Origin of the sequence: Marinomonas mediterranea MMB-1 (assembly GCF_000192865.1) — a bacterium.
In the GTDB taxonomy this organism is placed as follows: Bacteria; Pseudomonadota; Gammaproteobacteria; order Pseudomonadales; family Marinomonadaceae; genus Marinomonas; species Marinomonas mediterranea.
The window spans coordinates 4,510,793-4,526,129 of the sequence record NC_015276.1; the positions used below are offsets into that span (position 1 = coordinate 4,510,793).

13 protein-coding genes and 1 pseudogene are annotated in these 15,337 nt (G+C 43.3%); 4 read left to right on the top strand and 10 right to left on the bottom strand.

Annotation, left to right across the window (positions count from 1 at the left end; translation table 11 throughout):
• Positions 1-28: 28 nt before the first annotated feature.
• Positions 29-5,308 (bottom strand): type I polyketide synthase, encoded by a 5,280-nt coding sequence (locus tag MARME_RS20505; RefSeq protein WP_013663185.1) that lies wholly within the window; start codon positions 5,306-5,308, stop codon positions 29-31.
• A gap of 706 nt (positions 5,309-6,014) precedes the next feature.
• Between MARME_RS20505 and MARME_RS22755 the strand changes: the two genes are divergently transcribed.
• The gene (locus MARME_RS22755) at positions 6,015-6,143 is read left to right on the top strand and encodes a hypothetical protein (protein WP_263053292.1); all 129 of its coding nucleotides are present in this window, start codon (positions 6,015-6,017) and stop codon (positions 6,141-6,143) included.
• Here the strand turns inward: MARME_RS22755 and MARME_RS22930 are convergent.
• The 4 genes from MARME_RS22930 to MARME_RS22350 are packed head-to-tail and all read right to left on the bottom strand — an operon-like array spanning position 6,108 to position 7,460.
• Positions 6,108-6,248 (bottom strand): transposase domain-containing protein, encoded by a 141-nt coding sequence (locus tag MARME_RS22930; protein WP_223295065.1) that lies wholly within the window; start codon positions 6,246-6,248, stop codon positions 6,108-6,110. The genes MARME_RS22755 and MARME_RS22930 overlap by 36 nt on opposite strands.
• Positions 6,197-7,024, bottom strand: a complete 828-nt coding sequence (gene tnpC / locus MARME_RS20510) for an IS66 family transposase (RefSeq protein WP_263053293.1) — start codon at positions 7,022-7,024, stop codon at positions 6,197-6,199. Before tnpC ends, MARME_RS22930 begins: the two co-directional genes overlap by 52 nt.
• Entirely contained in the window at positions 7,000-7,299 is a 300-nt protein-coding gene (locus tag MARME_RS22760) for an IS66 family transposase (RefSeq protein WP_263053294.1), read from the bottom strand. The genes tnpC and MARME_RS22760 overlap by 25 nt, the downstream gene beginning before the upstream one ends.
• Positions 7,296-7,460, bottom strand: a complete 165-nt coding sequence (locus tag MARME_RS22350; RefSeq protein ID WP_190273412.1) for a hypothetical protein — start codon at positions 7,458-7,460, stop codon at positions 7,296-7,298. The genes MARME_RS22760 and MARME_RS22350 overlap by 4 nt, the downstream gene beginning before the upstream one ends.
• Before the next feature lie 204 nt (positions 7,461-7,664).
• Between MARME_RS22350 and MARME_RS22625 the strand changes: the two are divergent.
• A pseudogene (locus tag MARME_RS22625) lies at positions 7,665-8,088 on the top strand (IS30 family transposase); the annotation flags it as partial.
• A gap of 62 nt (positions 8,089-8,150) precedes the next feature.
• On the opposite strand, the gene MARME_RS20515 reads toward MARME_RS22625, so the two are convergent.
• The 5 genes from MARME_RS20515 to MARME_RS20535 all read right to left on the bottom strand — a co-directional run bounded on the left by MARME_RS20515 (position 8,151) and on the right by MARME_RS20535 (position 12,669).
• A complete protein-coding gene (locus MARME_RS20515) occupies positions 8,151-8,747 on the bottom strand; it encodes a Crp/Fnr family transcriptional regulator (protein ID WP_013663186.1) in 597 nt (198 codons plus the stop codon).
• Positions 8,748-10,057: 1,310 nt separating this feature from the next.
• Positions 10,058-10,246, bottom strand: a complete 189-nt coding sequence (locus MARME_RS22355) for an RNA methyltransferase (protein WP_190273413.1) — start codon at positions 10,244-10,246, stop codon at positions 10,058-10,060.
• A 236-nt stretch (positions 10,247-10,482) separates the two neighbouring features.
• Entirely contained in the window at positions 10,483-11,736 is a 1,254-nt protein-coding gene (locus MARME_RS20525; protein WP_013663187.1) for an NAD(P)/FAD-dependent oxidoreductase, read from the bottom strand.
• Between the two features lie 11 nt (positions 11,737-11,747).
• Positions 11,748-12,068: a 2Fe-2S iron-sulfur cluster-binding protein gene (locus tag MARME_RS20530; RefSeq protein ID WP_013663188.1), complete on the bottom strand. Its 321-nt coding sequence runs from the start codon at positions 12,066-12,068 to the stop codon at positions 11,748-11,750.
• A gap of 22 nt (positions 12,069-12,090) precedes the next feature.
• Positions 12,091-12,669: a carboxymuconolactone decarboxylase family protein gene (locus MARME_RS20535; protein ID WP_013663189.1), complete on the bottom strand. Its 579-nt coding sequence runs from the start codon at positions 12,667-12,669 to the stop codon at positions 12,091-12,093.
• Positions 12,670-12,930: 261 nt separating this feature from the next.
• On the opposite strand from MARME_RS20535, the gene MARME_RS20540 reads away from it, so the two are divergent.
• Both MARME_RS20540 and MARME_RS20545 read left to right on the top strand, forming a co-directional pair.
• Positions 12,931-14,061, top strand: a complete 1,131-nt coding sequence (locus MARME_RS20540) for an alpha/beta fold hydrolase (RefSeq protein ID WP_013663190.1) — start codon at positions 12,931-12,933, stop codon at positions 14,059-14,061.
• Entirely contained in the window at positions 14,058-15,290 is a 1,233-nt protein-coding gene (locus MARME_RS20545) for an NAD(P)/FAD-dependent oxidoreductase (protein WP_013663191.1), read from the top strand. Before MARME_RS20540 ends, MARME_RS20545 begins: the two co-directional genes overlap by 4 nt.
• Positions 15,291-15,337 lie beyond the last annotated feature (47 nt).

The window sequence follows — 15,337 nt, forward strand, 5'->3', positions numbered from 1 at the left end:
ATATGCTTAAGTTACGAGCGATATGTCACTAATCATCAAGAGTGACAGCTACTTTCTCAGCTAGCTCGTTGACAGAAGGTCCTTTTAACAAGTCGAGTAAGGACACAGTAACAGGGAGCTCTGACTCAATTCGATTTTTAAAGGAGGTGCTCAGCAAAGAATCCAGTCCCAAATCCAAAATACCGACTGAAGCATCTAAGTCGTTGGCATCTAACTTAGTTGTCTGCGCTAGTTGCTCGACTAAAAGCTGACTAACCAACTTCACACGCTCCTCACCTTGGGCTCTCAATATCCCTTCTTTCAAATCAAATTGTGGCTCGTCATCAGTTTGCTTGTCTTCAGGAACAAGGTCAGCCACAAGTGCGGGGACTCCGTTAGGGAAAAGCACCGCCGACTTACTCCAGTCTGTTGGAGCAACAACAACTTGAGGTGCATCAAAGCGAAACAAGTAATGCGCCAAACGTTTACCGCTGTCCACCGTTATCGGTTTCATTCCGTTTTGTGAAAAGAAGTCATCTAGGTTTAGGTTCTCAGCCATACCAAGACCGCTCCATGGCCCGAAATTGATACTCAGAGCGGCCCGACCACATTGTCTACGCCATTGTGCAAGTCCATCCATGAAGCTGTTCGCCGACGCATAGTTAGATTGTCCGATCGCTCCGTATACAGAAGCATAGGAAGAATAAAAAACGAAGGTTTCTAGTTGATCACCAAAAGCTTGATTCAGTGCCCAGCTACCATAAACCTTCGCTTGATATATAGACTCAAAATCCTTAGTTTCTAGTTCACCGACCAATTTGTCTTTCACAACACCAGCGCAGTGGTACAAATGTTTAATGGGGGGATGTTCCTGCTGGTATTGCTCAATAAACGCCTTCAGCGCATGCTCATCAGTAATATCCACGCTAGTTAGTGTGACACTTACTCCAAGACGCTTTAGTGAGGCTAATTTAAGTACTTGATTTGCACTCTTACTGCTACTTTCTAGACGGTGCCACTCTTCTTCTGGAGGGAGAGGCTGCCTAATTTGCAATATAAAATGACGGGCACCTGCATCAACCAATTGATGCACTTGCAATATGGCAAGGTCACCAAGTCCCCCCGTCAACATCACGCTTTCATCGGCATTCCAGCGTACAGGAAGCGGGTTAACACTTTGTTTATGTGACACAAGCTTTGCAACATAGCGCGCTCCATGTCTAATACCAACTTCAGGCTTACCAGACAATGAGGACAACAATGTCCCAACAAATGCTTTTACATCATCTGAAGTTACTTGTAATGGTAGGTCAATAAGGCTTTGCCAGCTATTAGGTCTCTCCTGATAAGCCATTACTCGAGAAAAGCCTATTAAATGAGCTGCAGAAAGTGACATCGGTTCGTCTGGAATAATTTGATGTGCACCACGACTAACGGGCCAAATGGTCACCTTCCTGCCGAAGCGTTCAACTTCTTTTATGACCTCTAGAAATGCATAAACGCCAAATTGATGAGTCTTTTCCAAACTTCTTTTACTCATTGAGGAAGCATCAAAATGCATACTTGGCAACCAGACTAACTGATCATAGCCACCAAATTGTTCTAATAGACTACCTAGAGTATTTGTCTCGACCGCATCTAACATCTGATTAAATTCAACAGGCTGGCATTGCTGACCTTGAGCCTCCAACGCGACAATTACCTGAGCCGTCAAATCCGTTCCATCTGCAACGACCAACCATCGTTTATTACTATTCAAATCCGTCAAAGGAGAATCGTAGCGCTGCCAGTCGATTTGAGTTAACCAAGTCGACTCATCTTCATTAATATCGCCCGTTAACGGCTTAAGCTGCACACCTGTCAATGAAAGTAGGCACTCACCTCGATTGTTAAACAAATGAACGTCACCCGAAGCTTCATTGTCGTTATTGCTATGAAGTACACATTGAGCGGTTAGGGATTCAGTAAGGCCTCTGGTAAAATGTCTATCAAAAGTTAATTGGCCAATTTTAGTAGGCAAGTAGGTTTGCTGACGTCGATCTGCGGCAATAAGCATAAGCTGCAACAACGCGTCAGTTAAAGCGGGGTGAACTATAAATTCACTAACCTGACTAGGTAGCGTAATCGATGCAATAGCTCCCTTTTCATTAAACGCTGCTCTGTCTATCAACTGGAAAGCATCACCATAGTTGAACCCCATCTTCTCAAATTTTGTGAACACCTGCTCTTTAGTCTGCCAGTTATCTACAGTAATCGGTGAGCGCTCATGTGCTCGATAAGTACGTGAAACTATGACTTGACCTTTCGCATTATGTTTCCAATCTTCCATAGCATTGCGACGACTATACACCTCAAAACTAGAGTGATCTTGACTGAATAGAAGTTGTACATTAATTGGTTCATTTGAGGATATGAACATCGCTTTTTGAAGCTGCAAAGCAGATACACTGACATGTAAATTAGGGTGCAGCTGACGCATTGCCTGTAAAGCCATTTCGGCATAGGCTGCAGCGGGAAGTACCGATTGGCTCTGAACCTGATGATCAAACAAAAACGCTAACTGCGTCCCTCTGATTTGCAATTCCCAAGTTGGGGTAGCTGTTGGCTGGCGACGTCCTAGCAAACTGTCAACGTTTCCACCTTGTAACCAATTTAATGAATCGTGGGTTTCACTTCGGTATTCATTACGCTGCCACGGATACAGAGGTAATGAAACGGACTTGTCAACGGCTGGTTGTAAACACTTCCAATTAAGCGGGTACCCATTTACATAAAGTTCATTAACTGATTTGTTGACCAAAAACACTTCATCTTCGTGTCGTCGTAGTGTCGGTATGACGACGCCTGTTAATTGCTTCTCCGTAAGCTGCTGAGAAATAGACCCTCCCAACACTGGATGTGGGCCCACTTCAAGAAATAGTTGACTTTTTTCCTCCGACGCGATTTTTTCGATCGCATCAGAAAAATATACTGGCGCTCTCAAATTTAACCACCAATATTCTGGCGTTTGGTCACGTCCATCAATCAACTTGCCAGTAACGGTAGAATATAACTTAGTATGCGTTTCACGAGGCTTAATATCTGCAACCGCAGCTAGAAATTCTTCCTTTAGATGCTCCATTGCCGGGCTATGATAAGGCACTTCAACACGTAAGAATTTTTGAAATATTTTTTGATCTTCTAATTGTTTAGCAATACCTGTTAACGTGTCAGTATCGCCTGCAAGCGTGATCGCTGTTGGACCATTAATAGCAGCAATCGAAACTTTATCAGCAACTGAATCGATAATATCTAACGCCTGGCTGTGATTTAGCCCAACCGCCAGCATACCACCGCTTCCCTTAGTTGTTTGCTGCAAACGACTACGATGAAATACAACCTTCGCAGCATCTTTCAACGTTAACGCGCCAGAAATATAAGCTGCAGCAGTTTCACCAACGCTGTGACCAACAATAATATCAGGCACTACTCCTTTGGATTGAAAGAGAGCTGCAAGAGAGACTTGCAAAGCAAAGTTGCTGGTCTGAGCAATTTGCGTCTCTGCCATTCGACTCTTTTCTTCATTAGCCGTAAACTCATCTTTTAGAGACCAATCATTGGTAAGCTCTGAAAATGCGTCATCACAACGCTCAAACATATCGGCAAATACAGGCTCAGATGTAAGTAATGATCGACCCATTGCCCACCATTGAGGCCCCATACCAGATAAAACCATTGTCGTTATAAGCTCATCTGATTTAGCCACTACTTTGTTCATGCTAATGTGCTCAGAAGCCGTAGAATTAAGGTATAGGTTTAGCTGCTCAATCATTTCTTGCTTGTTACTAGCAGAAACGACCAAACGCTGATCCAAATGAGCACGGAGTAAAGAAGCATTTGCGCAAATTATTGCAATATCAGACTCTTCATTCTGTAAACACTGTATGTAGTTTTTGCACTGTGCTTTGAGCGCTGCTTCATTCTTAGCACTGATAGGAAGTCTATAACCTTGACTATTAGAGCCGTTCTGTACACTGTTTGGCGTTTTACGAACTGGAGCCTGTTCTAGAACAACATGACAATTACTGCCACCAAAGCCAAAAGAGTTTACGCCTGCTAACTTGGGCATATTACTCAATGGCCAAGGTTGGCGCGATATGACTGGAGTAAGCTTCAGGGAAGCAAAGTCAATTTTTGGATTACTCTTCTCAAAATGTACCACAGGAGACAATTCACCATAGTGCATACATACAGCGGTTTTAATCAATCCTGCAACTCCGGCAGCCGCTTCGGTATGACCAAAGTTAGATTTTACCGAACCAATTAAACAAGAGTCACCATCCCCACGCCCCTCAGATAACACATTACCCAGCGCATTGGCTTCAATAGGGTCACCCACTGGTGTTCCCGTTCCGTGGGCTTCAACATATTGAATAGACGCAGGTGACACCTTTGCATCTAGGCAAGCTTCACGAACCAAAGTCTGTTGAGCCTGTCCATTGGGTACAGTTTGTCCGCTGCTCTTCCCGTCTTGGTTCGTTGCAGAACCTTTAATAACTGCGTAAATGCGATCGCCATCCGTTATCGCTTGCTCCAAAGGTTTTAACAGTACTAGTCCTGCTCCTTCACCACGGACATAACCATCCGCCTTTGCATCAAAAGAACGAGACCGTCCAGTAGGTGAAAGCATATTTGCCTTGGACTCAGCTACTGTAACCCCAGGATTTAGCATTAAATTAACGCCGCCAGCGAAAGCCTGATGACACTCGCCATTCAAAATGCTTTTTGCAGCTAAATGAACTGCAACTAACGAAGAAGAACAAGCTGTATCTAGTGTAATACTTGGACCAACTAAATCGAAAAGGTAGGAAATTCGATTAGACAACAAGGTCATCATTGAGCCAGTCGCCGTATGAGAGTTCAATGCATCCCAATTAGTATGACTGGTTTCATTCAACAAGTGATCTAGCGTAAATGCCCCTATAAACACCCCTGTTTTTGACCCTTTCATTTCATAAGGGTTGAGTCCTGCATCTTCTAATGATTCCCAAAATACTTCCAACAACAATCGCTGTTGAGGGTCCATGCTAGAGACTTCAACAGGCGTCAGTCCAAAGAATGCGGCATCGAACTTATAAGGCTGCTTAATAAAACCACCCCATTTTGTTCGAGCCTTACCCAACGCATGTTCAGAAGAGTAAAAGTGCTCTTTATTCCAACGATCCTCTGGCACCTCACTTATTGCATCAACCCCATTAAAAATTAGATCAGCGAATTCTTTCGGGCTATTTGCTTCACCCGGAAAACGACAACCAATTCCTACAATCGCTACATCCTTTTTCGTATCCATAGTAGTAACTTCTTTTAATCCGTAGTGATATTCCAAAATTTTATAATTGCTCTCGCACACTTAATAAATAGTTTTAGCGAGAGGGAGAACTATAAAAAGAATTCATTTTTAAAACATTAACCAAAGTTAAAATTACAAAAAGGTTTGGTTAAAGTTACAAAAAGGGTTGGTTAAAGTTACAAAAAGGGTTGGTTAAAATTGCAAAAAGGTTTGGTTAAAATGCAATGAAATCGTGCCGATTTTTATAGCCCCTAAATTCAAATAATAAGTGCGACAGTGAAAATAAGGTGAGAAGAAGCCAGCAACTAAAGTTGGTACACTTCTTCTTACCGCAGAACAAAGCTGTACTAGATGAGCGATCAGCAGTTGACCGAAGAGTAAAGATGTCAGTCTCAATAGAGCCACGATTCATCATGAGTTAAAGCGAAATAGAAATGCAAAGTCGTATTGTCTTAAAGTTCAGATAGCTTGTTTAATCAGGAGAAAAACGTCAGCTAAGTATCGAATATCATCAAAAATGATTGAATATATTAGTGCTTTAATTGAGTTCGATTGGAGCGGAGCCCTAAGCAAGTATCGAATACTTTAAAAAGGTGTGGTATCTCAGTTAGCCATGATGGATTTATCAATATTTTCATGAAAAAGAAGAGTTATATCGGCATCTAAGACAAGAAAAAAGCATTATCGCAAAGAGAAGCGAACCAAAATGGAAACGATCAAGAGTGCGGTTTCAATAGATAAACGCCCACTAATTGTAGAGACTAAAAAGCGCTTCAGTGATTGGGAAATAGGTAAGCGCCTATCCAACTACATCCTTGCAATTCCAAGGCAGTAATGCCTCAATACCCTCCACATTTTCGGCATTGGGGAGCTGTTTGAAGATATGCTTTAACCACTCGTACTCATTAAGCCCATTGGCCTTGGCCGTTTCAAGCTGTATAAGTTAGCGCAGGCTGTCGCGCCCGCCTGACTTTTACTAAACATCCCGTTCTTACGTCCTATTGCATAAGGGCGGATAGCTCGCTCTGCAGCATTGTTATCAATAGGATAATGGCCATCCTCAACGTAACCGACCAGTCGATCCCATTGATTATTCAAGTAAGATAATGCCTTCCCCATTGCTGTTTTTGGAGCAACGTTGGGCAAGCTTTTTCCCATCCAGCTCTTTAATTGCTTGAGTATCGGCACGGCTTCCTGTTGACGCACATCTTTACGTTTGTCTGGGGGCATGTCTTTGATCTTTCTTTCGATAACATAGAGCTTTTGGATGCAGTTTAGCGCCTGATCCGCTTTCCCTGTTTTGCCTTTAAGCTGAACGTCTTTGGCCTCTTTAAACTTTCGGCGTGCATGCGCCCAACATCCCAAGCGTTTAATCTCATAATCGTCACAGGCTTTTTGATACCACTCATAACCATCCACCATGATGGCTTGGTTGTCGGATGAGAGGAGATGTAATGGTACTGATTGTAATCGGTTGTCAGCATAGTGGAACACGCACGCGGGCTGAGCTCCGGTGGTGCGCATCACCCACATGTAGCTTTTGCTTTGTGCTGTTTTCCCAGGCTCATCCAAGACCTGTAACGTGGTTTCGTCCATATGCAGACACGGTTGCTGTTGTAGGGTATCTGTCAGAAGATTGATCAGAGGCTGAATAATGTTCCGCATTTGATCATCCAGTTCGCCAGATTGGTTCAATCCATGTCGATCCCAATGCACTTAAACATGTCACTTTGGCGATATAGAGGCAGCGCATCGGCGTATTTACTGGTGGCCACGAAGGCTAGTAATCCTGGGCTGGAAATACTCTTTTCGATCGGTTGTTTTGGTTTGCTGGCCGTCACGATATGGCTACTACAGCATGGGCAAGCATAGGTTAAGGGAGCCAACTCCATGGCGTCACTCACAATGACAAAGAGCCCATTAATGGCTTTGCGAAAATCGACGGGGTCACGATGTAAGTAGATAGGAATGTCACTAGCCCAGTGTATCATGCCAGCAACCTCACCAAATCAGCCATGTCAGAGAGCGTCATTGAATCTGGGCAATGAACTTTATATTGTCCATGCTCAATCATGACTGTAGAAGCGGTTGAGGTAGGATGACTGGACGACGCAACCTGCAAACGAGTAAAGCCAGTCGGCTCATTTACCACATGTCGACGTTGATTCCATTTTACATTGAAGTATTTGGGGTTAATGCTGTGTTGTTGACAGAACTCAGTTTGGGTTAAGTCAGATTACGCAAAGTCGTCAAATAGCTCGGGGCAGTTGTACTTGCGGTAGGTTGCCATGGTTTGCTCCTTGGGTAAAAGAAGCAAAAGGCTGCCTGCTGGATGAGCTTATTGGGAGATGGGGTTCGATTTGCGCTTACGGAGATAGACACTGTTTTAGGTATATATGGAGTTCTATTACTACCTTATTAAAAAGGAAAACACGTTTTTACCTAATAAAGAAAGTGACTTCAAAGTCAGCCAAAGATGTGAGTTAAGCTAAGATAGAGCTATTGAAGCCATTTAAAAACCACATCCATACAATCGGTCGAAAGTTTGCGTATCACGCAGAGATAATTGAAGTATTAGATGCAAAGATATATTTTGCTCACCCATAGAGTTCTTGGGAGCGTAAAGCCAATAAAAAATAGTAACGCTCTTCTAGGCAATATGTGCCTAAAGGTATTGATTTAAGAAGTGTGACAGAAGAAAAATAAACTACCGTCCGAAAAAGTGTTTAGGGTTCAAGCAGCCAGCGGCCGTATTTAAAGAGATGTGCTTAGCGGCTTGAAATGAAAAGTGTCGAACTTAAATTCAGGATCTATCATAATATAAAAACTGAATATTAAACGATCAATTAGTAAGCCAAACATCCTGAGCAGTGAGCCGCTTCCTGATTCGAGAGAGCGCCACATTGGTTATACCTAGATAAGAAGCTAAATGATAATCGGGGATTTTATCAATGCGTTCACCAAAACGCTGAGTTAATTGATAAAACCTAGTTTGAGCGTCAAGAACTAAAAAATCGTACTCACGTTTAAATTTTTGCTCCACCAGCTTTTCTACATAAGGAAGAGCAAATGCTTCCCAAGCACCAAGCACTTTTAAATGTGACCTTAATTCATGAAAATCAGACATATAAACTACGGTAGATGATAGTGTTTCAATACTAAATAGGGAAGGCTCACTCTGCGCTGACGGCGTAACAGGCCAAATAAAATCCTGATCAAAGAAAAATCCCTTATTGTATTCTTTTCCTTCACCAGTAGAATAAAAAAATCGTAATAAGCCAGAGTCAATAAACATCGCTTTATTCCAGCGTTCTCCTTCTCCGACCACTAACTTCCCTTTTGGAAGACAGCTTTTAGAGAATAAACACGCTAAGTAATCAGCCTGTTCAGCAGAAAGCCCTAACTCTTGAGAAAAAAAGTATTTGATAATATTATTCATGCTTCGCCAGCAATCCATAGAAGGCAATAAACTTCATCGAAGATTAAATAACCTTCTATTCCTTATGGTAGCGAAATATAACGAATTAAATATTTAAATTCAACTCTAAATTAAAGTTACCAAAGATCTCTTGCGACAGTAAGTAAGGACGATGAGGCTCGCCTTTTTCCTTTTTGATTCACAGAGTGATGCTCTTTGAGGAAGCTTTTATAAGGCATAAATTGATTAGGTTTGATTGACGGTGCGTTAATTCTAAGGGTTGAAGACGTTGGTTCGCTTTTGAAAACAAAGTGGATATGCATCGCCAAGCTTGAAGTGAGTAATCATAGTACTTTCAAGGCCTTCTGACGCGTCCGGTGTAGTCTTGGCCTTGTTTTACAACTTCTTCCAACCAAGACGTCTTAAAACCAGCATCCGTCACAATAATAGGTTTTGTCTTGGTTGGGAGTAAGGCTTTTAGCATATTCAGAAACTGTCGATGTGTCTTCGGTTTTTCTTTCGTTGAGCTATCATGAACTTCTTCGTATAGAATACTAGACCGACCTTCAAAGCAGTACCCGCACGAATCAAAAAGTGCTGCCCTCGAGCATCCAAGCCTGACCAATCCACATTGATAATAGGCCGTATTTGAATCACAAAGAGCTTACAGATATAAGCGTAAAGAGAGATAAACTCCCTGCGTAGATTTTGATTAGAAAGTAAATATCTGATCGCTTAATACGATGCTTCTCGTAGGCTTTTGATTGAATACAACGACCGATACTGGTCAAAATACAAAGACTTCCTTACGCTAAGCTCAATACGCTAGCGGATAGCGGTTTACGTCGAATTTTATGCATATTGGGGCTGGCAATGAGAAGGGTTTTGTTCAATATAGAGGTCGCGTTCATGGCTTTGGTGGTAAGTTGTTTTTGGCGAAATTATTGATCGCCAAGTGTCATAATCACCCTTCATCTAGCTAATATTTTTATATATATTTTAGGAATGCCTCAGGATAAATAGCTAATAAATCTATCTTCGTTAAAAACAAATGAAAACACTAATTACTATGTTTATAAGGCTTCTACTAGAGCGTGTTGATCTTTTATGTACATAATTCAATCAACCCACATGGGTAGCCACATTTGAAGCGGTTACTTTGACTTTTGGCGAAACCATTATAACTGCTCCTCTTGCTGCTTATTTTTCATACCTCAAAAATCAACACGCTCTAGAGAAAAAGCTTACTATTAAATAATCCATTTTTAGCACTGTCGCTAAGTCCAAAGAGTCAATGAGCTCCACACCTCGAATGAAAAATGGCTGCGCCTTCAAAGCATCAAGTTTACCTCTCGCACTCCCCGAGCTTCGTTGCCGAATATATAGCAATCACACGCTTTAAAATCCGGCGAGCTTAACGGTTCGCCTTGCATACCCAAGCAACCGATTTTGGAGAAACAGTCTGGCAAGGTATCGTTAGACACGTCCAGTCCCATTGGCACATGAAATATCACGCCCATGCTAGAGCGAATCACTTTCGTGATAAAATAGGTCCCCCCAGGCTAAGCAAATAACGAAAGCCAAAACCACAAGGCAATCGTCACTCTGGCAAACCCGCACCAAAGGGTAAAACAGGAACCGATGGTAAAGGCCGGGCACCCGCAGGGCGCAGTGCAGCAAAGCCTGCAGGGAAAAGAAAACCGTCGAGATAACATAGCCAAACATCGAAAATAAAAAAGCCAAAGCCGTTATACGCTCAAGCTTCACTCATCCGTTTAACGGGTTTGGCATACTCATTCAGAGAACAGCTTACATCGGCTAACACGTGAGAAGGCACACAGGTCTTCGCGGCGATCATTCTTTTAGATAGCATAAAGTCTGCTGGGGAATTAATGCATTCTGAAGCAATGACTCTACCGTCGCGTAAATACCATAGACTAAATTGATCGTGGCTTTTCTCGCGTAAAACGGTTTGATCATGGCCATGATTCAGGCCAGCCATTTGTAGTTTGTTCTCATATTGGTCAGACCAGAACCATTGCACTGCATTCGAGCTTTTCGGCTTACCACAGATTGTCGATGCAACACTTTTCGCTTGTTCTAGTGCATTCGGTACAGAGGCAATTTGCATAGCAATGCCGTTGCTTTGCAATTGAGAAGTACAATCTCCTGCAGCAAAGATATCTTCTTGACTGGTGCGGCCATATTGGTCGACGACAATGCCATCAGTTACATCTAACCCCGCTTTCCGTGCCAGTTCACTATCGGCATCAGATCCAACGCCGATAACAACAAGGTCCGCGCCATAACGAGATCCATCCGTACAAATCACTTGGCGCATCTTATGTTCTGCACTGTCGCTGTCTTCTACAAAATGACTCACACTTTTCTGAGTCACTATATTGACGCCATTGCGAGTATGCTGTTCTAGGAGAAAATCTGAGACAGGGGCAGAAGTTGAGCCATTTAGTATTCGGTTACTACGAACCAAAATAGTCACTAAGTGCCCCATTTTTCTTAATACGGCGGCTGTTTCCAAAGACACATATCCACCACCTACCATCACAATGTTTTTCTGCCCACCCTCAAGGTATTCACTCAACATACGAATATCGCGTATCGTCTTGATGTAAAAAATACCTCGCAGATCCGATCCAAGCACATCCAAACGTCGCATTTTACTCCCCATGCACAGCACGAGTTTATCGTAGTGAATATTAGAACCATCCTGCATAACCAGACTATGACGCTCAGGGTAAATATCCCTAACCTCTTGATTAATAAGAACATCTATATCATCTTTCGCGTATGCTATTTCTGGGCGAATTAGTAGCTCATGCTCCGTCGTGTTACCAAGTAAAAAACTCTTCGACAGCGGTGGGCGGTGATATGGGAAACTATATTCGTTTGTGAACACAGTAATTTTTCCTTCCCAACCGAGCTTTCTTAAACTGGTACTCACCTGAGCACCCGCATGCCCTCCACCAACAATCACACAGCGCTGCTTCATAACTCACTCCTTTAATACTGACATTCAGGCAAATGAACGATAAGTCCATCATGTGCGTCGGTCACTTTCACCTGACAACTTAAACGGCTGCCTTCTTTCGGCTCAATAACCATTTCGAGCATTTGCTCTTCATTACTGTCTGGAGCCTGTACTTTTTGATGCCAACCCAAACTCAGGTAACAATGGCAGGTTGCACAACTGCCGGAACCGCCACACTCAGCTTCGAGCCCTTCCACCATATTTTCCATCGCGGCCTGCATAATAGTAACCCCAGCTTTCGCAAAAACAGTCTGACGGCTACCATCATGTTGGATAAAGGTAATATCTGGCATAATTCACTCCTTAAACGGGCATTTAGTTCTGTTTTTCAATCTCATCTAACGTCGCTCTAGGAGCGGCTTCTATCTGACTATCCATAGCAGCATTCCAGCGATTTAGAAAACCGCAAATTGCGATAATTGCAGCGATTTCTATAGCCGCCTCTTCGCTGTAATATCGGGCGAGTTCGTCAAAGTGCTCTTTGTCGAGGTGCGCTGGCGACGTGCTATTAGCAAACGCAAATGCCAGTGCAGCCCGTTCCGCTTCGTTGTAAAAATCACTTGTTTGAAATTCAAAGGCCGCCATTACTTTATTTCGATTGACGTGTGTTCGGGTCGCAATATGAGAGAAATGACTTTTGCAATACATGCAGCCCGCAGCTGAGCTACTGATCATTGCAATCGCCCATTTGAGCTCTGTCGGAATATGTTTGAATGCATCGATACATTTGAACAAACCACCAAACGCTACCGCTAAATCTGGGTTTTTTCCCATTGTTAATATGCCATTCGGTAAAAAGCCCAAATTTTGTTCCATTCCGCGAAATACAGGCTCTAATTGAGGAGCATCACTCCTTTGCAGCGGGGTTACTAAGGTGTTCATTGAATCGGTCATTTCATCCTCCCTATTCCTTTGATCAGTGTTAATACAATAGGAAGTTTTATTTTTTGAACCATAGCTCATGCAGCCTATGCACATTTTTTACTAGTCCTATTTAACCCCTTTCCCAAAAAACTCTAGCTCTACTGGTGTGGAGTGATAGCCCAATTGAGCCATTGAGAGTACGTCACAAACTTCTTAATTTAGAGATCAGTGCTGTCGCGAAGTAGTACAGCGAAAGCATGAAAATTCGCTCACGATAATTAGGACGTCACCATGATTGAAAAATTAATTCACTTTATAAACAATGATTTACTAGAAGGTGCTGCAGATGACCTTGATCAGAACACCCCTCTACTGGAACTGGGGATTCTAGATTCATTGTCTATGGTTTTGCTTCTAGCACACATAGATCAACAGTACGGAGTGAAGATTCCAGAACATGAAATCAATCCAGAGCATTTTGAAAATGTCGCTACACTCGCCGCGCTCATTAACCAGTTAAGCAAAGACGAAACCGCAGAGGCTATGCCTCAGCAAGAGAACGTGTCAGAGCTGGCTCGCCTAGTTAAGTTACAAGAAACCTACAACATAGAAAGTCAGATGGTTGAGGTCGGTGGTGGGCTCACGCAGCACGCTCTTCGCGTCAAAGGAAACGGTCCTTTATGGGTCATGTTGCCAGCCCTTGGCAACCCTTCTACCTCATGGTCACCGTTGTTACGTTCCGTTCAGAATCGACACAATGCAGTCGCGCTGGATCTGGCTGGATTCGGTTTAACACAAAGCAATAAAGACAACCCTTCGTTTAAAGATCATGTAAACAACACCCTTCAATATCTTGAAACGATTGAAGAGCAAGAGTGGGTATTGATTGCAAATTCGGCTGGGAGCATGGTCGCCGCCGAGGTTGCTCGCCGGTTCCCAGAAAAAGTTAAAGCCTTGGTCATCACAGGCTTTGGCCTTGTTGAAGATGTTGAAGGTTGGTGGCAAGGACTCAAAGCCATGTCTAAAAAGCCTGAGGAGTTTTTGGAAGCGGCTTACTATAACCCGCCGAAACTCACACCAGACTTAAACAACTTACTAAACGAAGTCTTATCTCGCCCCGCCTACCATAATTTCCTAGACACTCACGCAAAAGAGCGCATAAGCCATATCTTTGATGGCATTACGGTTCCAACGCTTTTTATTGCCGGTAATCACGATCAAATCGTTCCCCCTGAATGGAGTGAAAAAGCCGCTGAAAGCATGGAAGACGCGTCGGTAGTCCGTCTGTCTCGATGCGGTCACTTCTCAGCCTCAGAACGTCCTGAAGAATTTATCTGGGTCGTTGAGGACTTCTTAATGAAGATCAATCAAAAGCAAAACATGGCAAGTCAAACGAACAATCAAGAAGCGAGCATGGCATGAATACTAACGCAAATTACGATGTGGTTATCATTGGTAGTGGTCCAGCAGGCAGTTTGTGCGGCATCGAATGTCGAAAAAAAGGTTTATCCGTTCTTTGTATCGAGAAGGACGAATTCCCCCGCTTTCACATCGGAGAGTCATTAACCGGGAATGCAGGCCAAATCATTACTGACCTCGGCCTATACGACAAAATGGAAGAAGCTGAGTTTCCCAATAAATTGGGGGTTAACGTTATCGGCAGCTTATCTAAAAACGAGTTTTTCATTCCGATTCTGGCCAAGACTTGGCAAGTACGCCGAAGCAGTTTCGACAAGATGCTCAAAGAAAAAGCATTAGAGCACGGTGTAGAATATCAAACAGGGATGGTAACTGATGTACTTAGAGACGGTGAGAAAGTCGTCGGTGCTACCTATAAAACCGCCGCGGGCAGCCAAAACGTCAACTCAAAAGTGCTGGTCGATGCCAGTGGCCAAACCACGTTTCTCTCTCGTAAGGGCGTAGCGGGTAAACGTAAGGTGGAGTTCTTCTCTCAACAGATCGCATCATTCGCGCACTTTGAAAATGTCGAAAGAGATTTACCTCCGTTCTCCACTAACACAACGATTCTGTATTCCAAACAGTACCACTGGTCTTGGATTATTCCGATTTCCCCCACTACCGACAGCCTTGGTGTTGTTATTCCAAAAGACCTTTATTACAAAGAATGCAATTCTCCAGAAGCCGCAATCGAGTGGGGAATGAACAACATCAGTCCAGAACTGAAACGTCGCTTCAAAAATGCAGAACAAGTAGAAGCCTCTCAGTCTATGGCCGACTTCTCCTATCGCATCGAGCCTTTCGTTGGTGATGGCTGGCTATGCATTGGCGATTCTCATCGCTTCCTTGATCCAATTTTCTCCTACGGTGTGTCATTTGGCATGAAAGAAGGGATCCGTTCCGCTGAGGCGATCGCGACGTCCATTCAAACGGGTGACTGGAAAACTCCATTTTATGCGTTCCGTGATTGGAGTAACAAAGGCCAGCAGATTGCAGCAGACCTGATTCGTTATTTCTGGATTTATCCTATTTTCTTCGGTTATCAGATGCAAAACCCCGACTTGCGAGACGAAGTTATTCGCTTACTTGGTGGTTGCTGCTTCGATTGCGAAGGCTGGAAAGCACCCAGCATTTTCAGCAATGCAATCAAAGAATATGACCGCAAACAAATGGAAACGAAGATAGCGTCGTAACGCTCGGCACGACGACAGCGCTTGAACCACTGTCGTCGTATTTTTCA

Excerpts from the sequence above, each read along its gene's own strand:
- MARME_RS20505 (WP_013663185.1), bottom strand. The coding sequence starts at position 5,308 with ATGGATACGAAAAAGGATGTAGCGATTGTAGGAATTGGTTGTCGTTTT.
- MARME_RS22755 (WP_263053292.1), top strand. The coding sequence starts at position 6,015 with ATGGAAACGATCAAGAGTGCGGTTTCAATAGATAAACGCCCACTAATT.
- MARME_RS22760 (WP_263053294.1), bottom strand. The coding sequence starts at position 7,299 with ATGATACACTGGGCTAGTGACATTCCTATCTACTTACATCGTGACCCC.
- MARME_RS20515 (WP_013663186.1), bottom strand. The coding sequence starts at position 8,747 with ATGAATAATATTATCAAATACTTTTTTTCTCAAGAGTTAGGGCTTTCT.
- MARME_RS22355 (WP_190273413.1), bottom strand. The coding sequence starts at position 10,246 with ATGGGCGTGATATTTCATGTGCCAATGGGACTGGACGTGTCTAACGAT.
- MARME_RS20525 (WP_013663187.1), bottom strand. The coding sequence starts at position 11,736 with ATGAAGCAGCGCTGTGTGATTGTTGGTGGAGGGCATGCGGGTGCTCAG.
- MARME_RS20530 (WP_013663188.1), bottom strand. The coding sequence starts at position 12,068 with ATGCCAGATATTACCTTTATCCAACATGATGGTAGCCGTCAGACTGTT.
- MARME_RS20535 (WP_013663189.1), bottom strand. The coding sequence starts at position 12,669 with ATGACCGATTCAATGAACACCTTAGTAACCCCGCTGCAAAGGAGTGAT.
- MARME_RS20540 (WP_013663190.1), top strand. The coding sequence starts at position 12,931 with ATGATTGAAAAATTAATTCACTTTATAAACAATGATTTACTAGAAGGT.
- MARME_RS20545 (WP_013663191.1), top strand. The coding sequence starts at position 14,058 with ATGAATACTAACGCAAATTACGATGTGGTTATCATTGGTAGTGGTCCA.